Here is a 23,475-nt window from a genome sequence, read left to right as displayed (position 1 = left end):
AATTGCAGATTTTAAAATTAGAAAATTACGGATGGGGAGTTTGTTTTTAAATAAATAAGATCCTCTCTAATTGAATCTAAATATTTACTTTTTACACCTTTTGAAGAAACTAAATCTACTTTAATTTCAAGTATTTCCTCAAGTTCATTTGCTAAATTGATAAATTCAATTCCAATTTTATCATTAAATTCAACCAAAACATCTAAATCACTATCTTCTTTTTGTTCATTTCTCACAAAAGAACCAAAGATCGCCAAATTTTTAATGGGATATTTTTCAAAAAGTAAAGACTTATTTTTTGCTAGTATTTTTTGCATTTCTCTGAGATCCTTCATAGCACTAAATTAGAAAACAAAACATATTTTCTTAACCCCAAATTCAAGTATAACTACTTTATCTCAATAACCTTAAACTCCGTTCTTCTGTTGACTTGGTGCTCTTCTTCTGTCGTTGCATTTGCTATGATCAACTGACGCTTACCATATCCTTTGGCCACCAATCTCTCAGCATCTATGCCTTTGGACACAATATAAGCTACCGCGGATTCAGCTCTTCTTTGTGAAAGCGCATCGTTGTAAGCATCTGTAGCACGTGCATCTGTATGTGAACTCAGTTCAATTGAGATGGTAGGATTGTCTTTCAAAATCGTCACCAATTTATCCAACTCATCTGCTGCATCCGGCCTGATATCAGCCTTGTCTAGATCATAGTAGATGTTATCCAAGACAATGGATTTTTCCAAAATCAATGCATCCAACACGATCGTAGTATCCAAAGTAATATTTGTGACTTCTTGAATCAAATCTTCTTGCCTTGGTGTTTTCCCTCTCGTATCATAGGTGATACTTTTAGAGAAATATCCGCTTTTGGAAGCTATCATGGAGAAATTTTGATCTGGAGCTAAAGTAAATCTAACACGCCCATTTTGGTTTGTAAAGTCTCCTCCAGTCATTTTATTGGCAGAGTCATATATTGCAACCCTTGTCTGTGGCAAAATCGCCTCTGTGCCATCGTCTTTCTTCTCTTTGGTGATCACATTTAGGAACACATTGACAACTTTTGGTTTTGGAGTTTTATCCTCAAAATAATAAATATCATCATCACCTTGTCCGCCTTCCCTGTTGGAAGTGATGAATCCATCTTGTGGATATCTTGTAAAATAAATCCCAAAATCATCGGCTACTGAATTGATTTTTGACCCAAGGTTTTTGATAATCAAGCCATCTTCTGATGGTTCGGCTACAAACAAGTCGAGCTTACCAAATCCAGGATGACCATCGGAAGCAAAGAAAAATTTACCATCTGACATCATTCGAGGAAACAATTCATTACCTGATGTATTGATTTGAGGACCCAAATTTACAGGATTTCCAAAATCTCCGTTGGCAAGTTTTGTAGCTTTGTATAGATCCACCCCTCCATACCCTCCTGGCCTGTTGGAAGCGAAATAAAGTTCTGATCCATCTGGGCTAAAGGCAGGAGTACTATTCCACCAAAATTCATCTTCATTCAAAGGCATCCAAATAGGTTGCGTAAACCCACCTCCCCTAAAATAGGAAGCAAATAAATGAACATCAGGAAGGTCTTTACTTGAAGTAGAATTTCCCCTTGCATAGATTATTGTGTTTCCATCAGGACTTATCGCTATCGAACCTTGGTTCAAACCTTCCTCATTTTTGAATTCTGGCAATGCTTGAATATTCTGCACATCCACTTTGATCCCGTCGGCTCTTGTTCTGAAAAGCTTTGTGTAAGGCACTCCAGTGGCTGAATATATCCCAGTAGCTTGCCTAGAGCTGGTAAAATAGAAAAACCCTTCATTGACAATCGGAGCATAATCAGGCCCTGGAGTATTCAACAAAGTGAAATTTTCCAATTCAATGTAAGGCCAATAATCTTCTATTTGATCGATTTTCTGAAGGTTTGCAATTTCCCTATCCAATTCATTCAAATTCCCATCTTCCAATGTAAGCCCTTTAGCTTGCTTGAATGCCTCAAGCGCTTCATCTGATCTTCCTTGATTCCTATAGCTCTGCCCAAGGCGGTAATAATTCTCAAAAGTCCCGTCTTCTTCAACCAATTTCTCATAATATGCTGAAGATTTCTCTATTCTGTTGGAAAGTCTATAGCTTTCAGCCACATAAAAATTCGCCTCTTTGTTATCCGGATCTTTCTCCAAAACTTTAGAAAAAGTACTGATAGCGTATTGATATTCACCAGAAGAGAACTGCTTTTGGCCTTTTTTGAATAAACTCGTACAAGAAACGCCGAGTAGTCCAACAAAAATGATAAATATGAAACTTCGCTTCATTTGCTATTATTAGTCGAATTAGGTCTTGAATCTTAAATATAGGATAATTATAATAATTAATTTTGAAAGTATTTGTTTAACCAGCTTTCTTTAGCAGGAATTAGCCAATTATTCTCCAAATCTGCCTTTTCCCTTACGAGTGGGTTGAGTATTCGAGTTTCTGGTCTCACAACACCTGATTGCACACTTTCTTTGATACCAAAGACGGAATTAATAGCCAAATTGTCCTCTGAGTTCAGAAAACCAACTTTTCCTTGATCTAGCAAATTCACACCAAATTTTTGCTCTATATCCCTTAGTGTACGAACCGAGCTGTCAATCGAGCAACCACTGGCACCTAAGTTGCTTTCATCCACGGAAAGGATGATAACCTGATCAAATTTGATCTCAAAAGAAGTAGGCATCAAAGCTCCATGGGTATTCCATTGCTCACAGAAGGATTTCAAATGTGATTTGATCCAATTCAGCTCTTCAGAATTAAATTTCCTATCAGATTGATAAACCCAAACTCGTGAATGAGCCGCTATATTTTCAAATTCTAGATACATCTCAATGTGATTTTATTGTTCCTAAGGATAAGGACTTTCACCATACTTTAGTTCTTTTCCTTAACGGAAAAATATAATATTTGGGTATATAAAAATATCTTTCTGTAATATTTAAATTTGATCCTCCACGAACATCTGAGCGTAAACTCCAATTTTTGACCCTAAGTAATACGGAAGGTTCAGTAACAAGTATGGCTTTCCACTTGGCGTTACTGCCTCTTCTTTCAATAATTTTCCACCATAAACCCTCATGGCAAAATGATGGTCAGCAGCATCGATAAATTGATGCAATGACCTCAACGAACCTGTAGGGCCAGACTTGATTTCAACTGGAATCAACTTATCCTCAAAAACATACACCAAGTCAACTTCGGCACTCGACTGCTTTTTCTCCCTTACCCAAAAATTTGGCTTTTGGTCTGTAATATTTTGGACTGACAGCAATTCTTGTGTTACCAAATGCGGGATCAATGCACCTTTGAATGCAGGGCTCAAATCTTCCATTCTCAACAACTGCCCTTGAATTCCTAAAGAATAATTTACCAATCCAGAATCCAAAAATTGCAATCTAGGGGATTTTTTTAAGTCGTATTGAACAGGTGGTTTCAAATCTGTCGTAGGGTAAATCAGTTTGATAACCCTTGCATCATCCAAAATCCTAAAGCACTCTCCAACTTCCCTTGATTTATAATTCGAATTGCCAAAACCTTGGAACTTGACTCTTTTATCCAGCTCTAATGGGGCTGCATTCATAATGTGCTTGATAATCTTTCGCTCCGTTTCATTTGAAGTATATTTTTCAACATCATTTTTATATGTACCCCAAATGCTTTCATAGGTTGCCGTAAGATCCGCAAGGTTATTTTTCTCAATATCAGTCTTGATTATTTCCGGCATCCCCCCAATTATCGCAAACCTGTGAAACAAGTCCATCAAAACCTTATTTGCAGCTGGTCTAATGGGAAACAGATTCATTTGATCCACTAAGGTGTTTTGTCCAATGGCTTCAAGGTATTCAGGGAAATTGATCGGATGAAGATACAGGAATTGAACTCTTCCTACCGGAAAGCTTGAGACTTCTTTCATAGCAAACTCCAATAAAGAACCTGCAGCAACCACATGGAGTTTTGGCATTTCTTCATAAAAATATCTAAGCAATTTGATTGCTTTTGGAGACTCTTGAATTTCATCTAAAAAAAGTAGTGTTTCTCCTAAGTGTTCAATCTTTAGATTATTTGTCAAAAAAATTGCTTCTACAATGCTTTGGACTTCATCAAAGTCATCAAAAAATGATTTGTCAGATTCCTTTTCCAAATTCAATGAAATGAAATAAGGGAACAATTCTGAAAACTGCTTGATCAAAGTGGTCTTCCCCACTTGTCTTGCACCTCTTAAAACCAGAGGCTTTCTGTCTATATTTTCTTTCCAGCTAGTTAAATGACTGAAAACATGTCTTTTGAAACCCATATTTCTCCATATTTGTAACAAAGTAAGGGCATTTTTTTGATTTTATTGTAACAAAGTCAGGGTATTTTTTACATTATTTGTCACAAAGTCAAGGCAAATTTCATAGAATCTTGTAACAAAGTAAGGGTAAGTAATCTTGTTCACTCTATTTTTGGACGCTTATATCCAAGTTAGAGTCTGTCATTATTCTCGACTTAAATTTTAATAGCTTCAAAAAGAGAAATCCTTTAAGGATTCAATTACAAATTGGATATAAGTCATGTGGTGGTCTGTGGAGACACAGAACACAATAAGAAATCAAACGCTGATTCATGTGGTGGTCTGTGCAGACACAGACCACGGTAAAGAAATCAAACGCTGCTTCTCTACCGAAGGGATAGTGTAAAGATACCTTTTGATCATCTTTTTTTATGAAAAATAAAAAGACCTGCCAGGTTTTAAAAACCTGGCAGGTCTGAACATACAATCCAAATACGCTCAAATCAAATGCCCATATCCTTGGCGATCATCTCAGCCAAATCATAGACTTGGACATCATGCTCGCGCTCTTTATTTTTTACCCCATCAGTCATCATCGTCAGGCAGAACGGGCAACCCACTGCTATCGCAGATGCCCCTGTAGCCAAAGCCTCTTCCGTCCGCTCTACATTGATGTCTTTTTTGCCATTTTCAGGCTCTTTGAACATCTGTGCACCTCCTGCGCCACAGCAAAGACCTTTTGTTTTGCAACGCTTCATCTCTACCAACTCCACATCTAAGGCTTTGATCACATCTCTCGGAGCTTCATAGACATCATTTGCACGACCTAGGTAACAAGAATCGTGGAAGGTGATTTTCTTTCCTTTGAATTCTCCACCACCTTGGAGTGCTACTTTGCCTTCATTTATGAGTTGTTGGAGAAATTGGGAGTGATGAATCACTTCATAATTTCCTCCCAAAGCAGGATATTCATTCTTGATCGTATTGAAGCAATGAGGGCAAGCTGTGACTACCTTTTTGACTTCGTAGCCATTCATCACCTGAATATTGGCTACAGCCTGCATTTGGAAAAGGAATTCATTGCCTGCTCTTCTTGCAGGATCGCCGGTACAAGCTTCCTCTGTACCCAATACGGCAAAGCTCACTCCTACTTTATTAAGTATCTTGACAAAAGCCTGTGTTACGGCCTTGTATCTATCATCAAAGGAACCTGCACAGCCTACCCAAAAAAGGATTTCGGGACTCTGTCCAGATGAGGCCATCTCGGCCATGGTTGGTACTTTATATGTTGACATAATTTAGATTTGAGATATGAGACTTGAGATATGAGACTAAAAAAAAAGCTTTTCTTATGTCTCACGTCTTATGTCTTGTGTCTATTTATTTTACTTCTTCATCCTTGATTTTCTCAGCCCAGTTGAACCTATCAGTTGGGGCAAATTTCCAAGGGGAAAAGCTAGTTTCCATATTTTGGAACATCGCATTCCACTGTGCAGGGGTACCTGATTCTTCCATTGCGACATATCTTCGCATCTGAAGGATAATCGATAGTGGATCGATATTTACTGGGCAAGCTTCTACACAGGCATTACAGGAGGTACAAGCATTGATTTCCTCTTTGGTTGTATAATCACCCAAAAGTGACTTCCCATCTTCCAATCCTGGCCCACCCGCATCTATGCTTCTACCAACTTCTTCCGCTCTATCACGAACATCCATCATGATCTTTCTTGGTGATAGCTTTTTCCCAGTGATATTGGCAGGACACTCTGCTGTGCATCTACCGCATTCGGTGCAGCTGTAAGCATTCATCACATTGACCCAACTCAGGTCATTGATGTCTTTTGCCCCAAATCTACTGATTTCAGCAGGGGGCTCTTGATTGCCCTCTACATGGATCCCAAGCATCATATTTACCTCATTGGTTACTTCAGGCATGTTGCTGATCTCACCTTTTGGCTTCAGGTTCGAATACCAAGTATTTGGGAATGCCAAGAATATATGTAAATGCTTGGAGTAAGTCACATATATAGCAAATGCCAAAATCCCAACAATATGGAACCACCAAGCAAATCTCTCAATAAATACCAAAGCAGAATCACTTATATTGATAAACAAAGGTTGTATCAAATCACTAAAGAATAATCCATTCAGTAGCGTGTAACCTTCCACTCCCCTTGTTGCAAGTATCTGATCGGTGGCGTTCATCGTCAAAATGGCAAACATCAATACGATTTCAATAATCAAAATCAGATTTGCATCCATTGCAGGCCATCCTTTCAGCTCTGACTTGGTCAAACGATCTACTCTCATGATATTTCTTCTAATCAAGAAAGCAAAACAGGAAACCAAAACAGCTATGGCCAGAAATTCAAAGATATTCATGGCAACACCATAAAACCCTCCCAAGAAAGGTGCAAAGATTCTATGACTTCCGGTAATCCCATCGATCACAAATTCCAAAACCTCCAAATTGATGACAATAAAAGCCACATAAATCAATAGATGAAGAAATGCTGGAATGATTCGTTTAAACATCTTCTTTTGACCTAATGCGACCAAAAGCATCGTTTTCCAACGATCATTTGGACGATCATTTCTAGATTCTGCTTTGCCGAGAAATATGTTTCTTTTGAGATAAGAGATTCTCTTGAAGAGAAAATAACCTGCTACGGCAAAAATCAGAAGAAAAACTATCTGAGGTAAAATGCTCATATTGTTTGTATTAGTGTATTTGGACTGAAATATTTATATTTTTTTTGATCAATTCATTTGCAAGAAAGCAACAAATATCTACCTTTGCATCACTTTAAACGGTAAACGGTGATGTAGCTCAGTTGGTAGAGCATCGGACTGAAAATCCGTGAGTCGGTGGTTCGAATCCACTCATCACCACAAGTCCCGAATCTTTCGGGACTTTTTTTATGCCTTCTATTTTTTCAGTATGTTGATTTGTTGGGCTCATTGTTTCTTTTGTTGACAGTGCAAAATAATAAATAGTAGGCATGCATACTATTTATTTGAATAATTTAAATTGAGTCTAAGTTGATATTTTTTTTCAAATTGCTGTAACATTTCCCAAACTCATGCATCACCTACCTGAATGAAGACATTTTTTGAAGCACATATTTGGCCTCTAAAAAGCAAGCTATACCGCATGGCATATCTCTGGGTGAAAGACAGAGACGTCGCCAATGATGTGCTACAGCAGGTTTTTGAAAAAGCATGGCTCCAAAGGAATGATCTTCAAAAAATGGAAAATCCTACAGGCTGGATGGTAAGAAGTCTGAAAAATGAAAGCTTGCAACATTTCCGCTCCACCAAAAGACTAGAGTCACTCGGGGACAAAGAGTTTGAGGAAGAAACGAAGGAGTATGATGACGAAAGCCCAAAGAGGCTGCGATTGGTATTCAAATTCCTGGAGAAATTACCAGACAAACAGCGGGAAGTATTTCAACTAAGAGAAGTAGAAGGCTTGAGTTACGAAGAAATATCCGAATACTTAGAGGTAAGCTTAGACCAAGTCAAGGTCAACCTCCACAGAGCCAGAAAGTCATTGCGGGATTACTTAATGCAACAGAAATGAAGGAGGAATTAGAAAAATTATTGGATAAATACTGGGACGGTGAGACTTCATTGCAGGAAGAAAAAAGGCTACGCCTTATCCTTTCCCAAATCGAAGGATATCAATCCGAAAAAGCCTTTTTTCTTGGAATTGAAGAGCTATCAAACCTAAGTGAAAAACCATTTTCACTCCCAGTTAAAACTCCAAAATCAAGACTTCCAATCTGGATGAATATCGCTGCTGGACTGATCATTCTTTTTGTGTCAGGCATAGCAATTTGGCAATACCAACAGCAGGAAGCTGAAAAACAAGCCTATCTGGAAGTCATGCAAGCTTTTGCGTTGATCAATGCACAGCTGGAAAAGGGGACAAATAGCATGCAGGTGATGGAGGACTTCAAGCATTTGAACACCCCTCAAGAACTGTTTCAATCAAAAGAGAAAAATTAAATATTATGAAAAGAGTTACTTTAATCCTGTCACTATTCCTGATCGTCTCAGGTGTACAGGCACAAGACGATGCTATCGTCAAGTTCTTCTCCAAATACATGGATGATGACCGCTTTTCAAGAGTATATATCAGTCCAAAGATGATGCAAATGGCTGGAGGTTTTCTCAAATCTAATGATGTCAAAACAGATAAAGAAGCCGCAGACCTTGGTGAATTGATCACCAAAATCCGAGGTATCAGAATTCTTACTGCTGAAAAAATCAATGGAAAGCCACTTTATAATGAGGCAATGTCCACTTTGACCAAAAACAAATACGAAGAATTGATGGACATCCAAGACAAGACTTCAAGTGTGAAATTCATGGTACGTGAAGAAGGAGGCAGAGTCCGGGAACTATTGATGCTCACAGGTTCGGCAGAAAACTTCACGCTGCTCAGCATGCTTGGGAATTTCACCTACGAAGACCTCAACATCCTCGCAGACAAAACCAATATCCCCGGAATGGAGAAGTATAAAGGAGGCAAGTGAGGAAGAAGCGTCAGGCGAGAAGCGAGAGGCGAGAAAAAAACGAGTGTGCCTTTTACGACTACGTCACCTCGATCCCAAAAGCATTTGGGATCGAGGTCTCCTTCCGTCTTTGTACAAAGAAATGGGAACAATAAAAAGTATCAAATATTTCAGGTCATGACAACCCATTGCTACTTAGGGAAGACGAAGGTTTAGAGTTGCAATACGAACATAAAAGCTAAAAAGCTTATTAGGAAAAATGAAGAAACAACAAACCTCTTATTAAGAGTAAAAAAATATAAGTTGAAATTAAAATATTAAAGACAATGAAAAAGCAATATATCCTTTTTACTACAACATTTTTAGTACTGATTATGCAAAGTGCGTTTGGGCAAAAAGATCCTTATGACGCTATTAATATGCAATTAGAAAAACCCGTTGATGCAAAACTACTATGGCCTTGGGAAAATGATTTATTAAAAGACGCCAATGTAACTGAATTCAGTGCGTACTATAAATTGATATTTGATGAAAAGGATAATTCTGAGCTTGTGATTGACTTTAAGAATTTTGAGAAATTAGTCTCTGCAACTTATTTAAAAAACCAAGTCTCTGGGAAATTTCTAGCTGAATTATTAAGAGAATCTGTTTCTGATAATTACATACCTGTTTTTGAAAAATTCGATGGAGAGGAAATTTTCTACATGTTCTCAAACGGCTCTATAGAACAAGAAGAAGTTTATTTTTTAGCTACAGGTAAAGAGAATTACGAACTTCTTTATTTCAAATACAAGCCAAAAACCAAAGAAAAGGACAGGCTGAAATTTCAACTACAAAACACACTAAACAAATAATTTCAACATCATGAAAAAGTACCTTATAGTATTCGCAGCATTCTTTGTACTTATCGCCCAAAATTCTTTTGCACAAAGCAAATCGGTAGAGGCATTGTACCAAAAACACAAAAGCAACCCTGACTTCTTCCACATGGATCTCGGTGGAAACTTTATGAATTTTGCCAAAGGTTTCAACATCAACTTGGACGAAGACCAATCCTCTTTGCTTACAAAATCTCTCGAAAAAGTAAAATTCTTTAAACTCCCAGCTGTTGCCAGCTCAAAAGCTGAGTTTATGGGGCTTCAAAAAGGCTTGGAAAAAGAGAAGTTTGATCTGATGATGGAGGTGAGCGAAAAAAACAACAATGTCATGATCTACACCAAAGGAAATTCAAAAATCAATGACATCGTACTGATGGTAAATGACAAAAACAGCGACTTTATCATTATTGAACTCAAAGGGGACTTTGATTCGAAGATGCTTTCTGAGGTAGGAAAATCAGTTGGCAAGTAAACGTGAAGTATTCGCTACAAAGGTATTATAAAACAAAACTCTGACACAATGGCTTGTGTCCCCACAAGCCATTTCCCTTTTGACACAGTACAAGTTTTAACATAAAAAATCTGAAAGACATATTCTTATGAAAAGGTCTGTGAGGATACAGACTTTGGCTGAGACATATTCTTTGGTTAGAGCATTATAAAAAGGTCTGTGAAGACACAGACCTTGGAGTGGAACTTACACTATTAGTGGGATAGTCTTAAAAAAGTCTATGTGAACACAGACCTTGGAGTAGGACATAAATCCTCTTTGTGCCTTCGTATCAAAAACCTTCATAAACTCAAATTATCAGACCTATCTAAGTAAGATTGACTTTTTCAATGGTATATTTCTAACCAAAGGGTGTATTTTTGGTTCTGAATAAGAATTCTTCTCGTATATACCTTCATTATGACTAAAAATAAAGCAAAAATAGGCGTCCTATTAGTAAATCTTGGAACACCCGACAGCACCGCTACTGGGGATGTTAGAAAATATTTAAGGGAATTTTTGATGGATGGAAGGGTGATTGACTTTCCATTTATTCCGAGATGGATGTTGGTGAATTTGATCATTGCTCCTTTTCGCGCTCCAAAATCAGCAAAAGAATACCGTAAATTATGGACGGATAGAGGATCACCATTGCTTTTCCACACGCAAGACTTGAAAGATAAACTGATCCCTAAACTAGATCCTGAGAAATACATTGTAGAAATGGCGATGCGGTATCAAACTCCAAGCATAGAGGATGGGCTAAATAAACTGAACAAAGCCAATGTTCAAAAAATCATTGTATTGCCTCTTTTCCCTCAATACGCATCTGCTACAAATGGTTCTGTGGCCGACCGGGTGATGGAAATAGCCAGAACATGGCAAATAATTCCAAATATCACTTTCATCAACAATTTTGTCGAGCACCCCTTGTTTTTGGAAGCTTGGGCTGAGTTGGGAAGGGATATGATGGCGAAAGATGAATATGACATGTATCTTTTCTCCTATCATGGACTCCCTGAAAGACAAATCCGAAAAGGATCTGTCGATGGATACTGTCAGCTTTCTGATAAGTGCTGTAGCAACTACACCAAGAAAAATCAATTCTGCTATCGGGGACAGTGTTTCCACACGACGAGACTGCTTGCAGCGAAGCTTGGTCTTCCTGAAGAAAAGGTGATGACATGCTTTCAATCAAGACTAGGAAAAGACCCTTGGATCAAGCCATACACAGAAGATGTAATCAAAGAATTGGCAGAGAAAGGAATCAAAAAAGTGCTTGTATTCTCTCCTGCTTTTGTAGCAGATTGTCTCGAAACCACCGTAGAAGTAGGTGAGGAATACAAAGAAGAATTTGAGGAGTTAGGAGGAGAAAAATGGGATTTGGTGCCAAGCTTGAATTCAAATGACACTTGGGTAGCTTGTGTGAAGGATTTGGTAGAGACGAATAGTTAATCAGACGGCAACGGTTAACAAAAAGCTCTTAACAACAATAACGGTTCGTGAATGAAGGAAAAACCTTCGCACGAACCTTATTTTTTTGCAAATTGCGAGTCAAATAAAAATCATGTCAACAAAACAAGCTTCACAGCCTCTTTACAAAAATTCTGGATTTCTATTTCTTGGAATTATGTTGGTTGCTTTCAACCTCCGTCCGTCCATCACTGCTGTGGGTCCATTGATTCCATTGATCAGAGAAGACCTTGGTTTGTCCAACGGATGGGCTGGTTTTTTGACCACATTGCCATTGTTGACTTTTGCTACATTTTCACTGTTTTCAGCCGCTATTGGCAAAAAATTAGGTAATTCTCAAGCGATTTTATTGGCGCTATTCATCTTACTGATAGGATCGATTGTAAGGGTTTTGGGAGGTTCACATTGGTTGTACATTGGGACAGGACTGACTGGAATTGGCATTGTGATCTGCAATGTGCTTCTGATTCCATTGATCAAAAATAGACTCCCTCAAAAAATTGGAATCGTAACAGCATCTTACACTACTGGAATGACACTAACGGCAGCGATCGCTTCGGGGATCAGTGCCCCATTGGCTATTGACTTGAATCTTGGATGGCAGGGCTCTCTTTTATCTTGGGGGATTTTGATCTTGATGGGGATCCTTATGTGGGCACCACAAACGAAATTCCCTAAACCAATAATCGATATCCATGCAAATGAAATCAAAATCAATGTTTGGAAATCCAGGTTGGCATGGCAGGTGAGTTTATTTATGGGGATTCAGTCGCTGCTATTTTTCACGTTGGTAGCCTGGCTGCCTGACATGATGATTTCCAGAGGGTTGAGCCCTGTAGAAGCTGGACTTTTGATATCATTGATGCAGGTGGTGGGTTTGCTTGGAACATTTATTTCTCCAATTATTGCAGTCAAGTTCAAGGATCAAGTTGGGATTATCTTGGTATTGGGAAGCATGTATCTGATCGGATTCAGTTCCTTGTTTATTCATACCCTTTGGGTGAATTATGTGGGTTTGACGTTGGTAGGATTGGGTTTAGGTTCGAGTATTTCCTTAGCCTATACGCTTATAGGATTGAGGACAGGATCGGAAAAAGTGACTGCCTCCTTATCAGGAATGTCTCAGTCAGCTGGCTACTATCTAGCTGCCCTAGGCCCCTTGTTGTTTGGTGTTGCTTTCGATATTTTCGGCGATTGGGATCATCTAATCTACTTGATGCTCGTTTGCACGCTGCTATTTACATTTTTTGGGATAAAGAGTGGAAGGGCCAGAGTGATTGGGCGGTTGGTAGATTAAAAATTTTTAAGATTGGAAGATTGGAAGATTGTGGAGAGGATTTTATTCATTGGTGAAACCTTCGTGAGCTCTGTGGTTAAACAGCAGCTTCCAAAGCGGCTTTCAAGTCCAACAAGTCCTTTTCTTCATGCCAAGCAGAGATTACTAGTCTGTGGACAGCTGGGTCGGATGGGCTTGGGTATGGAAAGGAAGAAATGACGATGTCATTATTCAAGAGTCTCTGTGTAATGTCCTCAACAAAAAGTCGAAAGACAGGAAAGTCATGATCACAAGTCTGCAAATTCAGCCCGCTTGCAATGGATTTAAAAAAACTGATATTGTGTTTTAATTTTTTATGTTGGTTTTGATATAGCGTTTGTGCATTCAAAAAAGCCCAAAGGTATGCAGGTGGTGGTGGAGAAGCTCCCCTGAAAATTGCTTGTTGGGAGAGTTTTTCGATAATCTTTTCGCTTCCCAGTACGATGCCTGCTGGAATTCCCAAGCCCTTCCCTAAAGACCCAGAAATCAAGAGTTCTACAGGGAGTTTTTTCCATTTGCTATATGTCCCAAAAATATCAATACCGGTAGTTCCAAAAGCATGGCTATCATCAATCAAAAGCATGTATTCATTTCTACCTGAAAGCGCTTCAATCCAAGAAAAATCGTGGATTTCAGGCTTAAGAGCATCCACTGCATTTGCAAGAATCAGAAGTTTTTTACCGAAGTTATTCTTATCGAATTCCTGACAAGCATGGATCCAGCTTTTGGCATTTGGGTAAATATGCTTTTTGTAGGAATTGGGAAGAACAGCTGGATGCGTATCAGGAGCTATAAAAATCGCATCTACTTCATTTTCCAAAAATGAAGTGGCAGCATGACCTGCCAGAAAGCCGCTGCTAAAAACCAAAGCGTTTTCAGCCCCGGCATTTTTTGCGAAAAACAATTCGAAATCCTGGTAGATTTTCAGTCGGACATTATTTATCCTACTCAATCCATGGGAAAGGCCAAATTGTTGCATCCCAATATTGACATAAGAAGCAAAAGCATCAGATGCAGACATTCCCAAATAGGAAGTGCCACTAAAATAGAGACATTCTCTACCCTCAGCCCAGATAGTCCGATCGATTTTATTATTTTGAAAAATTGGCTCCATAGAATTAATGTATGAAGATAGAAAAATGTGATGGAAATGGTATCAAAAAAAGAATTGGTTTTGAAAAAGAGAAAAAAGGCATAAAAAAAACCCTCAATTGCTTGAGGGTTTTTAAGAATTAGGTGTTTCATTCTAAACAATTAGAATATATATCTTAAACCTATTTGCATGTTCCAAGTTGTTCCAATTGTGGTAATATCTCTAAATGGAGTTTTTGGCAAAGCAAGTTGACCATCTTCAGTAACAGTTGTCATTCTAAATGTTGAAGGTCCATTTTGTTGAATTCCTGCTGGAACCAATAAATTTTGAGCATTATTAAATCCAGTAGCAATACCCCAATCAGAATTTAGCATATTGCCAAAATTCATAATATCCAAACTTAATTGAAGAGTGTTTTTTCTACTCCCAATATTTGTATATAGGTCTTGCAAGATTCTAATGTCAAATCTATTTAACCAAGGGATAAGGTTACCGTTCCTTTCAGCATACTGACCCCTTCTTTTGCTTAAGTGCGGATCGTTATCAACAAACTCGTTGAAAGCTTCCAATTGTTGGGCAGCTGTAAATCTGACTTGACCATCGATAACAATATCCGCAAAATTTATTTCGCTGTCATTGGCTGGTACATATAGCAAATCAGAGTTAATACCATCACCATTGATATCATTAGTGTATCTATAGCTAAATCTACCTTGATGTGCTCCATTATAGAAAATAGAGAAAGTTGTAGAAGCATGATTCAAGTAGTTCAACTTATATGACAAACTTCCAACTACTCTATGAGGAACAGCAAAGAAGGAATTGTAGAGCATTTGTTGGTTTGGATTATTAATGTTTGGACCTGCAAATGCTGAATTAGCTGAAGAACCTGGGTTACTCGATACTTCATCTGCATAAGTGTAAGTGTAAAACAATGAACCAAACAAACCTCTATTTGAATTAATTGTTCCACCAAAAGTTGCATTTACTATGTTACCTTTTTCTTGTGTATTTGAAAGTATAAACACATTATTAGGACCTATTGCGGGGTTGAATCTAGGTGCTCCACCAGGTCCTGGATAAAATTCTCTATTATCATTTCCATTATTAAAAAATTGTGTTGCGTCTGCTCTATTCGCCAAGAATTGATAAACTGCATTTACATCTCGTGTGTACATCAAATCGCCTGTAAGAGTGATGGGGGTATTTGGAACTTGGAAATCAGATCCAAAACTAGTTCTCCAAACACTTGGCATTTTAAATTCATCATCTACTAAGGCAATAGTTCCTGGAGCTCCTCCCTGAGGGCTTGTCAAGAAAACATCTTCTGAACCAGCAGGAGGATTGTTTGGCCAAAAATATGGGTCTTCATTGAATCTTATTCCACCGATCCAATCAGAAATTTCCCCATAGCTATTAGGCTCTACATTGTTCTGATATCCACCTGCACCTGAAGGCATGTTTGTGAACCAAACAAACGGAATATTACCGTAGAAAATACCTGTACCACCTCTTAATTTAAGCTTGCCATCACCAAAGACATCATAATTAAACCCAACTCTTGGACTCAGGTTTATTCTAGTTTTTGGCCATTCTCCTGATTTATAATTTTTCGTACCTCCATCAATTGACCTGAACTCCAAGTCATCGATTGATTGGTTTGTAGTCAATTGATTCAAGAATAATGGAGCCTCGGCTCTTAAACCAGCTGTTAATTCGAACTTTGGAGAAATGCTAATTTTATCTTGCAAATAGATACTAGCTTGTCCAAGAGTAATTCCGCCATAAGTATCAGCACCTTCATATGGGTAAGTAACTCCAAACATAATTGGGGCTACTTCATTTGGAGTACCAGTTGAAAGAAAATCATCAACAGAGGCATATCTGTAATAGGAAGCTCCGATTCTTAAGAATTGATTTCCGAAAGTTTGGGAATCAAAGGCTACACCTGCAGTTATTTCATGCTTACCTTCTACGTAGGTTAAATTATTAACAATATTGAAGTTGTTATTTATGACATCATTTCCGAACGTAAATGGATCATAACCAGCTGTAATGTAATTAGTTCCATCAGTTGTTGGAGTACCAGTTACAGGGTCTCTTACTATATCTGTATAAATATCAATTGTAGGAAACAATCTATTGCTAAAAGTAGATCTTGTTGCTTGAATTTTTGAGTAGGTTCCGATAAATTGGTTTGATAGTTTTGGAGAGAAGTAACTGCTCAATTCGACTGCATAAGAGTCTACAATGTCATCAGTACCATACTGAGTTGATTCAAATGCAATGGACTGGTCACTTACTCTATTTACAGCTGACCTTGGTCTTGGGCCAGAATTACCATTTACTAGTGATGATCGAGTTCCTCTTACGCTACTAAATCTTGCAGCAAATTTATGTTTTTCGTTGATATTCCAATCTAGCCTAGCAAATATAGATGTGCTTTTGTCTCCTGCATCGTTTGCATATCCTTGATATCTCCCTGGATCATAATTCCAAGTATTGATAAGGTGATCTCTAACTGCAATTAGATCTGATTCACGGGTTCTAGAGATGTTATTATCAGGATTTGCAATGCCATCTTGAGAAGGTCTCCAAAGATTAACAGCCCCTGGGTTAGTTCCCTCATTTATTGTTTGCTCTGCATTAACAAAAAAGAACAATTTATTTTTAATAATTGGTCCACCTAATCTAAAGCCCATAATTTTTGTTGAAGCCTGATTTTGTTCATCTAACTCTAAATCACCTACCCTTCTGCCACTATAATTTTGATTTCTAAAAAAACCGAATGCAGAACCTTCAAATTGGTTAGTCCCGCTTCTTGTCACTGCGTTTACACCAGCTCCTGTAAATTGACTTTGTCTTACATCATATGGAGCTATATTTACAGTTATCTCTTGAATAGCATCAAGGGAAATTGGCTGGGATCTTCCTCCTGGCAATAAACCATCACTAAGCCCAAATCCGTTATTAAAATTTGCACCGTCTATTTGAACATTGTTATATCTACCATCACGTCCTGCAAAACTATTTCCATTTGACTGGGGAGTCAACCTTGTAAAATCTGTAAGACTTCTATTAATAGTTGGAAGTGAATTAACTTGTTCATTGCTGATATTTGTAGCTGCACCTGTTCTAGAAGAAGTGAAATCCCCTGTTCTTGATGCTGTCACAATTATTTCTGACAAATCCTCACTATCATCATCTAAGTTCACCGTTAATGAATATGGCTCACCCAATTTCAACACAATTCCTGTGTAAGACTGAGTTCTAAACCCGATAAAACTAATTTGGATAGTGTAAGGTCCACCAATTCTTAAATTAGGTAACGAAAACCTACCTTCTAAATTGGTTACAGCACCGTAACGAGTGCCAGATGGCTCGTGTACAGCAACGACATTTGCACCTGGAAGTGTTTCTCCAGATGCGTCTGAAACGATTCCTTGAATAGAACTCGTTGTTACTTGCCCTAATGCAGTTCCTATCGCAAATACGACAAGTGCAAAAGCAAATAGACTCTTAAGTAATGATTGCCTCATAATTTTTGTTTTTTGTGGAAAATTTAAAATTTCAGTTTTAGGATTTACTTAGTTTTTCCGAGTACAAATGTATAGGACTTAGACAAGTATTTTTTTTTGTAATTGTTAAGTTTTAACATTATTTCACAATATTACTTAACAATTTCTTAACATTGAAAAAAGAAGGAAATTTTCTTTTCTCTCGTTTTTTTGTATTTCAAACGGTTTAAACCCAGTAAATCACCCTTTATTTTGAAATTAAGTTTGTTTCCTTCATCTCGTGTTAAGTTTTCTTTATCGGAATGTTAAGTAGTTTTGAGTTGTTTTGAAGGTTGAAATTTAATCTCCTCTTTTCAAACAAAACTACTCATTGTAGTTTCAGAAGTTTCACTTGAAGCAGAACTCCTATGAGGTCAATCGAACCTCTAATCATACCCCTTAGATAATTTGAAGATCAATTGTTCTTGAATTCTTTAAAAACCTTTTAATTTTAGGTTCAATTGGGCCATATCTATGACCTAATTATAATTTCTAGAGACTTATGAAAAACAGAAATATATATTGGTTATACCTTTATTTAATAGCGGGAATTATAGACCTAGCATTGACCGCACAAGGCGATATGAACATGAGAATCTACTCAAAACCTTTGATCATAATCCCTCTTGCCATCTATTTTCATCAAATCAGCAAAAACTTATCGGGGACAATTCTGAGAAAAACAATGGTAGGTGCATTGCTTTTTTCATGGATGGGCGATGTGCTTTTATTATTTCCCCAACTGTTCCTCTATGGGCTTGGCGCTTTTTTGATGGCACACATTTGTTATGTCATTAGCTTCAAGCTGAGCCAAACAAAGCCTTTTGAAATAGGTCAAGTGAATTTTATCAGGCTATTTCTTTATAATCTACCCATATATCTTCCCGCTGTCATTGTTTACTATTTAGTAAATCCCAATCTGGGAGAAATGAAAATCCCTGTGATAATCTATATGCTTGTGATATTGACTATGGTGACAACTGCCCGAGAGCGCTTCAAAAAAACAAACCCTGCCAGTTTTTGGCAAGTGTTTGTTGGTGCATTATTCTTTATGATTTCTGATGGGATTTTAGCTTTAAATATGTTTTTCAAATCCTTTCCCGAATCTGGCGTCTTGGTCATGGGCACCTATCTGCTTGCTCAATTATTAATTGTAATGGGAATAAGGGCGCATTATGTTGATTGATTAAACTACTTTTATAAAAGTAAAATTATAGTTTCTTTTTCAAACTTTCTGAAGTAAAGGAATTCTTAATGAAAAATTCAAAATTATTATCAATTAATATAACAACCCCCTAACTATTATCGCCGTAACATTTAACAAACAAAAATATTATGAAAAAAACACTCCTATTTACCATCATCATGACTTTTTTCAGTCAATTATTAGTTGCACAAATAGAAAGTTGGAATATTCAAGGATATACTCCACCAGAAGAAATCGAAATATTGGACAATTTAGAGGAAGCTAAAGACTTTCAAAAAGGGGATTTAATATTTTCAAAAGCTAAAGGTGTTTTTTCCATTTCTCCTATAAATACCATAAACAATAGAGCTCTCCGCAAATTAAAAAGTGAGGCTTCAATAAAAGGAGCAAGCCATTTATACATAAATTATAGAAATATTGAAAATTCTGTTTTTTCAAAAACTTCTATGTATTCAGCTACAATTTATAAAGAAAACAATTTGAATATTTCTGATATTAGCAAGTCGATTGATGGAAAGAAGTTGTTATTAAAAATGGAAAAGACCTATTCAAGGAATAGTTGGAAAATGAACTACAACGACTTAAATGAAATAATTAATTTCAACTTAGACGAACCTTTGGAAGAAAGAAATGGTAAAATCTTTATTAACATAAGAAATAAAGATGAAAGTTTCAAAAAAGAAAAATACGAAGGGGTGGTTGAGTATGAAATTATAGCGCTAGAAGGAAATAAATTGTTGATTTTCAAAGGCAATAAATCTGGCACCTCAAATACTCTTTTAGGCTTAGAAATACAATAAACCAATAACAAAAGAGGAGTGGCTATAAAGCCCCTCCTCTTTTTTTTACTCAAATAAATTCTCAAGCCTTTTTCAACTCCACCTGAATAGACAATTCTTTCAACTGCTCGTCGGCAATGGTACTTGGGGAATCGATCATTACGTCTCTTCCAGAATTGTTTTTTGGGAATGCAATGTAATCCCTGATAGAATCCGATCCGCCAAAAATAGCGCAGAATCTATCAAACCCGAATGCAATCCCTCCATGTGGTGGTGCTCCATATTCGAAAGCTTCCATCAAGAACCCGAATTGCTTCTGTGCTTCTTCTTCAGTAAAGCCTAGATGTTTGAACATCAACTGTTGGGTCGGTCGGTCGTGAATCCTGATGGAACCTCCACCGATTTCCACTCCATTGATGACCAAGTCATAAGCATTTGCTCGAACTGCCCCTGGGTCTGTTTCCAACAATGGAATATCTTCCGTCTTTGGAGAGGTAAATGGATGATGCATGGCATGGAATCTTTGGGTTTCTTCATCCCATTCCAAAAGTGGAAAATCAACAACCCAAAGTGGTTTGAAAACATTTCTATCCTTCAAACCCAAATCTTCGCCCATTTTTAGACGGAGTTCTGACATTTGTTTTCTGGTGGACTTTGCATCGCCTGACAATACCAAAATCAAATCCCCGACTTTTGCTCCAGCTTTCTCGGCCCAAGCTTTCAGGTCTTCTTGATTGTAAAATTTATCAACTGATGATTTGTAAGTTCCATCCTCATTGCATTTGACATAAACCAATCCCTTGGCACCGATTTGCGGTCTTTTGACCCATTCTGTCAATGCATCTATTTGCTTTCTGGTATATTCCCCTGCCCCTGTGGCACAGATGCCGACTACCAATTCTGCTTGGTCAAAAATCGCGAAGCCTTTCCCTTGTGCAACATCATTCAATTCAGCAAACTTCATGTCAAACCTCAAGTCAGGCTTGTCATTGCCGTAGTACTTCATAGCATCGGCAAATGTCATCCTCTCTACTTCTCCCAACTGAACCTCTTTGACATTGGTGAACAAATGCCTCACCAAGCCTTCAAAAGTCCTGAGGATATCTTCTTGTGTCACAAAGGACATTTCGCAATCTATCTGCGTAAACTCAGGCTGTCTATCTGCTCTTAGATCTTCATCCCTGAAGCATTTGACAATCTGAAAATATCTATCAAAACCACTTACCATCAGCAATTGCTTGAAGGTCTGTGGAGATTGTGGCAAAGCATAAAACTCCCCTGGATTAACCCTAGATGGCACCACAAAGTCCCTTGCTCCTTCGGGCGTGGACTTGATCAATACTGGAGTCTCCACCTCGATGAAGTCTTGAGCATCCATGTATTTTCTGGTTTCCTGCATCATGCGATGCCTCAACTGTAACTTCTCACGAACTACATTTCTCCTTAGATCTAGGTATCTATATTTCATTCGAAGCTCATCTCCACCGTCTGTTTCATCTTCGATGATAAATGGCGGTACTTTCGCAGCGTTCAAAACTTCTAGTGTTTCTGCCTTTATTTCGATAGCCCCTGTTGGAATCTTATCATTTTTGGAAGTTCTCTCTATTACTTTACCACTCGCCTGGATAACAAATTCACGACCAAGTGAGGCTGCTTTTTCCAAAAGTGATTTATCTGTAGAACCTTCCTCAAAAATCAATTGGGTGACTCCATAGCGATCCCGCAGATCCACCCATAAAAGTCCCCCTTTATTTCTAACGCGCTGAACCCAGCCGGCAAGCGTAACTTCTGTATTGACATCTGTGAGACGTAACTCTCCACAAGTATGAGATCTAAGCATGATTTAGATTGATTTTATTAAAGTGGACAAAGATAAACAAACTTTAGAAGTATGCTAAACCCATGCTGTTAATATCCAAAATTCATGAATGTTATCGGGGCTAAAAGATTGGGAGATTAGTTGGAAGGTTGCAAGGCTGCAAAGTTGGAAGGTTAGGTAGGTCTAGCAATATGGGTGGTATTTGTTCTTTGGACTTGGTTCTAAAGATTGGAAAATTAAAAAATTGGAAGATTAGTTCGAAGGTTATAAGGTTGGAAGGTTGGGTAGGTCTAGCAATATGGGTGGTATTTGTTCTTTGGACTTGGTTCTAAAGATTGGAAAATTGGAAGATTGGAAGGGTCGTAGGTTCGAAGGTTACATTTTCCAATTATTTCTCACAGAAAATGACACTTCTCACTTCTCTGTCGTGACTATTGCATCTTGTGTCTCCTATATCTGGTCTTCTCGCTTCTAACCCACCGAATCACCTCAAGTCTCTTGACTCTCTTTTCCCAATTTTTTTCCTTTAGAAGATCCTGTGAGCTGCGAATTGTAAATCCCGGAATGTCCGCTGAAAACATAGGCTGTAACACATGCTATTCCTATAAAAATCCCTGATTCTGCACCAAAAAGTTCTATTCCCATCAGTGTGCATGCCAAAGGTGTATTTGTAGCACCAGAAAATACTGACACAAATCCCATTCCTGCCAACAGTGCTATAGGCAATGGAATCAGATAAGCAAGTGCATTGCCGAGAGTTGCTCCTGTATAGAATAAAGGTGTCACTTCTCCTCCCTTAAATCCTGCCCCAAGGGTCAATGAAGTCATTCCTATTTTTGCCAAGAAATCATACCAAGGCAAATCCTCGGAAAAAGCATCGACGATAGTTGGAACACCTAAGCCAATATATTTGGTAGTTCCCATTGCGAAGACGATGAGGGCCACCATTACACCCCCAACAACTGGCCTCAAAGGAGGGTAAGAAATATATTTTTTAAAAACTTTTGACCAAAAGTGTGTTGCCTTGGCAAACAGCCTTCCTGCTAATCCAAAGCAAATCCCTGCTGGGATAATTAGCAATAAATTGATCAAATCTACTTTTGGCACAAACGGGATTTCATATTCTGTATGGTGTACTTGCCAAAACTCTGCACAGGCATAATGTGCCACAAAGGCTGCAATAAACGCTGGCAATATCGATTCATAGCGAACTCTCCCTATTACCAACCACTCCAATGCAAAAACAGCTCCAGCCAATGGCGTACCGAAAACTGAAGAAAATCCTGCCGCTACTCCAATCGTGATGATGATTCTTCGATCTTCCTTCGTCAATTTAAACCATTTGGTAAATTGGTCAGCTATTGCACCACCCATCTGAACAGCAGTACCCTCTCGGCCTGCTGACCCTCCAAAGAGATGTGTAACCAATGTTCCTAACAATACCAAAGGTGCCATCCTAAGGGGGATGGTTTTCTGCGGATTGTAAAACTCTTCCAAAAGCTGATTATTGCCTTTTACTACGTCTTGACCATATTGGTGATAAGTCCAGCCGATCAGTAATCCCCCCAAAGGAAGAAGCGCAATGATCCACATGTTGTCTTCCCTGTATTCAGTCACCCAGTGAAGCGAAACCAAAAAACCTGCGGATGCAGACCCTGCCAATAACCCGATCAAACTGGCCAAAAAAAGCCATTTGGCGGTAAATTGGATACTTGGGAAAAACTCTTGTCTTGTAAACTCTTTGATTTTCAATTGTGCCATAACCTGCTCCAACATAAGCTAATGATGAATTCTTCTGAAGAAATAAACGCAACAGAAGACAAATAAATAAAGTTGAAGTAGGAGTCATCAGCACCAAAAATGGGCGGTTGAAGGTGGAACCCCATCACCTATACTTCACAAAAATAGAAAAGAATGCTTCTAAAGCTAAATTAGAGAAGGCTTTTTTTCCGTGGTAGAAATGGTTAACTTCTATTCTTAAACAAAGTCGCTAATAATTGATTTTATTAATTAAGCACATAAGAAAACAAAAAGTC

At 38.0% G+C, this 23,475-nt stretch carries 19 protein-coding genes, 1 tRNA gene and 1 riboswitch; of the genes, 10 read left to right on the top strand and 10 right to left on the bottom strand.

Going from position 1 to position 23,475, the window contains the following annotated elements; translation table 11 throughout:
- Window positions 1–17: 17 nt before the first annotated feature.
- The 6 genes from MM236_RS05520 to MM236_RS05495 all read right to left on the bottom strand — a co-directional run bounded on the left by MM236_RS05520 (window position 18) and on the right by MM236_RS05495 (window position 7,020).
- Complete coding sequence (locus MM236_RS05520; RefSeq protein WP_241273946.1) at window positions 18–335, bottom strand: nucleotidyltransferase family protein; 318 nt, start codon at window positions 333–335, stop codon at window positions 18–20.
- 53 nt (window positions 336–388) lie between these two features.
- Window positions 389–2,311, bottom strand: a complete 1,923-nt coding sequence (locus MM236_RS05515; protein ID WP_241273945.1) for a CHU_0125 family OmpA-like outer membrane integrity protein — start codon at window positions 2,309–2,311, stop codon at window positions 389–391.
- Window positions 2,312–2,367: 56 nt separating this feature from the next.
- Window positions 2,368–2,859, bottom strand: coding sequence for a hypothetical protein (locus tag MM236_RS05510; RefSeq protein ID WP_241273944.1), 492 nt, complete (start codon window positions 2,857–2,859; stop codon window positions 2,368–2,370).
- Between the two features lie 111 nt (window positions 2,860–2,970).
- The gene (locus MM236_RS05505; RefSeq protein WP_241273943.1) at window positions 2,971–4,326 is read right to left on the bottom strand and encodes an ATP-binding protein; all 1,356 of its coding nucleotides are present in this window, start codon (window positions 4,324–4,326) and stop codon (window positions 2,971–2,973) included.
- Window positions 4,327–4,808: 482 nt separating this feature from the next.
- Window positions 4,809–5,600 (bottom strand): (Fe-S)-binding protein, encoded by a 792-nt coding sequence (locus tag MM236_RS05500; RefSeq protein ID WP_241273942.1) that lies wholly within the window; start codon window positions 5,598–5,600, stop codon window positions 4,809–4,811.
- Between the two features lie 85 nt (window positions 5,601–5,685).
- Window positions 5,686–7,020, bottom strand: coding sequence for a 4Fe-4S dicluster domain-containing protein (locus MM236_RS05495; RefSeq protein WP_241273941.1), 1,335 nt, complete (start codon window positions 7,018–7,020; stop codon window positions 5,686–5,688).
- Window positions 7,021–7,127: 107 nt separating this feature from the next.
- Here MM236_RS05495 and MM236_RS05490 point away from each other — a divergent pair.
- From MM236_RS05490 to MM236_RS05455, 8 genes are all read left to right on the top strand, one after another.
- Window positions 7,128–7,200 (top strand) — tRNA-Phe (locus MM236_RS05490).
- Window positions 7,201–7,408: 208 nt separating this feature from the next.
- Window positions 7,409–7,891 carry a GFO_1088 family ECF-type sigma factor gene (locus MM236_RS05485; RefSeq protein ID WP_241273940.1) on the top strand — a complete coding sequence of 161 codons (483 nt, stop codon included), beginning with the start codon at window positions 7,409–7,411 and terminating at the stop codon, window positions 7,889–7,891.
- Entirely contained in the window at window positions 7,888–8,319 is a 432-nt protein-coding gene (locus MM236_RS05480) for a PG0215 family putative anti-sigma factor (protein WP_241273939.1), read from the top strand. The genes MM236_RS05485 and MM236_RS05480 overlap by 4 nt, the downstream gene beginning before the upstream one ends.
- 5 nt (window positions 8,320–8,324) lie before the next feature.
- Window positions 8,325–8,849 (top strand): DUF4252 domain-containing protein, encoded by a 525-nt coding sequence (locus MM236_RS05475; protein ID WP_241273938.1) that lies wholly within the window; start codon window positions 8,325–8,327, stop codon window positions 8,847–8,849.
- Between the two features lie 305 nt (window positions 8,850–9,154).
- A complete protein-coding gene (locus MM236_RS05470; RefSeq protein ID WP_241273937.1) occupies window positions 9,155–9,682 on the top strand; it encodes a hypothetical protein in 528 nt (175 codons plus the stop codon).
- Between the two features lie 10 nt (window positions 9,683–9,692).
- Window positions 9,693–10,178: a DUF4252 domain-containing protein gene (locus MM236_RS05465; RefSeq protein ID WP_241273936.1), complete on the top strand. Its 486-nt coding sequence runs from the start codon at window positions 9,693–9,695 to the stop codon at window positions 10,176–10,178.
- A gap of 438 nt (window positions 10,179–10,616) precedes the next feature.
- Window positions 10,617–11,651: a ferrochelatase gene (hemH, locus tag MM236_RS05460; protein ID WP_241273935.1), complete on the top strand. Its 1,035-nt coding sequence runs from the start codon at window positions 10,617–10,619 to the stop codon at window positions 11,649–11,651.
- A 112-nt stretch (window positions 11,652–11,763) separates the two neighbouring features.
- The gene (locus tag MM236_RS05455) at window positions 11,764–12,966 is read left to right on the top strand and encodes a CynX/NimT family MFS transporter (protein WP_241273934.1); all 1,203 of its coding nucleotides are present in this window, start codon (window positions 11,764–11,766) and stop codon (window positions 12,964–12,966) included.
- Window positions 12,967–13,042: 76 nt separating this feature from the next.
- Here MM236_RS05455 and MM236_RS05450 read toward each other — a convergent pair whose 3' ends face one another.
- Entirely contained in the window at window positions 13,043–14,098 is a 1,056-nt protein-coding gene (locus MM236_RS05450) for an aminotransferase class I/II-fold pyridoxal phosphate-dependent enzyme (RefSeq protein ID WP_241273933.1), read from the bottom strand.
- 140 nt (window positions 14,099–14,238) lie between these two features.
- Window positions 14,239–17,616 carry a TonB-dependent receptor gene (locus MM236_RS05445; RefSeq protein WP_241273932.1) on the bottom strand — a complete coding sequence of 1,126 codons (3,378 nt, stop codon included), beginning with the start codon at window positions 17,614–17,616 and terminating at the stop codon, window positions 14,239–14,241.
- Window positions 17,617–18,136: 520 nt separating this feature from the next.
- Here MM236_RS05445 and MM236_RS05440 point away from each other — a divergent pair.
- Entirely contained in the window at window positions 18,137–18,820 is a 684-nt protein-coding gene (locus tag MM236_RS05440; RefSeq protein ID WP_241273931.1) for a lysoplasmalogenase, read from the top strand.
- A gap of 149 nt (window positions 18,821–18,969) precedes the next feature.
- Complete coding sequence (locus MM236_RS05435) at window positions 18,970–19,641, top strand: hypothetical protein (RefSeq protein ID WP_241273930.1); 672 nt, start codon at window positions 18,970–18,972, stop codon at window positions 19,639–19,641.
- A 61-nt stretch (window positions 19,642–19,702) separates the two neighbouring features.
- Here MM236_RS05435 and aspS read toward each other — a convergent pair whose 3' ends face one another.
- Window positions 19,703–21,460 carry an aspartate--tRNA ligase gene (gene aspS / locus MM236_RS05430; protein ID WP_241273929.1) on the bottom strand — a complete coding sequence of 586 codons (1,758 nt, stop codon included), beginning with the start codon at window positions 21,458–21,460 and terminating at the stop codon, window positions 19,703–19,705.
- 468 nt (window positions 21,461–21,928) lie between these two features.
- Window positions 21,929–23,215 carry a voltage-gated chloride channel family protein gene (locus MM236_RS05425; RefSeq protein WP_241273928.1) on the bottom strand — a complete coding sequence of 429 codons (1,287 nt, stop codon included), beginning with the start codon at window positions 23,213–23,215 and terminating at the stop codon, window positions 21,929–21,931.
- Between the two features lie 56 nt (window positions 23,216–23,271).
- Window positions 23,272–23,338, bottom strand: a riboswitch (Fluoride riboswitch).
- Between the last annotated feature and the right edge of the window lie 137 nt (window positions 23,339–23,475).

The sequence above is a fragment of the Belliella calami genome (assembly GCF_022549695.1).
Lineage (GTDB): Bacteria > Bacteroidota > Bacteroidia > Cytophagales > Cyclobacteriaceae > Belliella > Belliella calami.
This window is presented reverse-complemented; position numbering and strand designations above follow the sequence as displayed.

Excerpts from the sequence above, each read along its gene's own strand:
- MM236_RS05515 (WP_241273945.1), bottom strand. The coding sequence starts at position 2,311 with ATGAAGCGAAGTTTCATATTTATCATTTTTGTTGGACTACTCGGCGTT.
- MM236_RS05500 (WP_241273942.1), bottom strand. The coding sequence starts at position 5,600 with ATGTCAACATATAAAGTACCAACCATGGCCGAGATGGCCTCATCTGGA.
- MM236_RS05435 (WP_241273930.1), top strand. The coding sequence starts at position 18,970 with ATGAAAAAAACACTCCTATTTACCATCATCATGACTTTTTTCAGTCAA.
- MM236_RS05465 (WP_241273936.1), top strand. The coding sequence starts at position 9,693 with ATGAAAAAGTACCTTATAGTATTCGCAGCATTCTTTGTACTTATCGCC.
- MM236_RS05425 (WP_241273928.1), bottom strand. The coding sequence starts at position 23,215 with ATGTTGGAGCAGGTTATGGCACAATTGAAAATCAAAGAGTTTACAAGA.
- MM236_RS05520 (WP_241273946.1), bottom strand. The coding sequence starts at position 335 with ATGAAGGATCTCAGAGAAATGCAAAAAATACTAGCAAAAAATAAGTCT.
- MM236_RS05450 (WP_241273933.1), bottom strand. The coding sequence starts at position 14,098 with ATGGAGCCAATTTTTCAAAATAATAAAATCGATCGGACTATCTGGGCT.
- MM236_RS05440 (WP_241273931.1), top strand. The coding sequence starts at position 18,137 with ATGAAAAACAGAAATATATATTGGTTATACCTTTATTTAATAGCGGGA.
- MM236_RS05475 (WP_241273938.1), top strand. The coding sequence starts at position 8,325 with ATGAAAAGAGTTACTTTAATCCTGTCACTATTCCTGATCGTCTCAGGT.
- MM236_RS05470 (WP_241273937.1), top strand. The coding sequence starts at position 9,155 with ATGAAAAAGCAATATATCCTTTTTACTACAACATTTTTAGTACTGATT.
- MM236_RS05445 (WP_241273932.1), bottom strand. The coding sequence starts at position 17,616 with ATGAGGCAATCATTACTTAAGAGTCTATTTGCTTTTGCACTTGTCGTA.
- aspS (WP_241273929.1), bottom strand. The coding sequence starts at position 21,460 with ATGCTTAGATCTCATACTTGTGGAGAGTTACGTCTCACAGATGTCAAT.
- hemH (WP_241273935.1), top strand. The coding sequence starts at position 10,617 with ATGACTAAAAATAAAGCAAAAATAGGCGTCCTATTAGTAAATCTTGGA.
- MM236_RS05480 (WP_241273939.1), top strand. The coding sequence starts at position 7,888 with ATGAAGGAGGAATTAGAAAAATTATTGGATAAATACTGGGACGGTGAG.
- MM236_RS05485 (WP_241273940.1), top strand. The coding sequence starts at position 7,409 with ATGAAGACATTTTTTGAAGCACATATTTGGCCTCTAAAAAGCAAGCTA.
- MM236_RS05510 (WP_241273944.1), bottom strand. The coding sequence starts at position 2,859 with ATGTATCTAGAATTTGAAAATATAGCGGCTCATTCACGAGTTTGGGTT.
- MM236_RS05495 (WP_241273941.1), bottom strand. The coding sequence starts at position 7,020 with ATGAGCATTTTACCTCAGATAGTTTTTCTTCTGATTTTTGCCGTAGCA.
- MM236_RS05455 (WP_241273934.1), top strand. The coding sequence starts at position 11,764 with ATGTCAACAAAACAAGCTTCACAGCCTCTTTACAAAAATTCTGGATTT.
- MM236_RS05505 (WP_241273943.1), bottom strand. The coding sequence starts at position 4,326 with ATGGGTTTCAAAAGACATGTTTTCAGTCATTTAACTAGCTGGAAAGAA.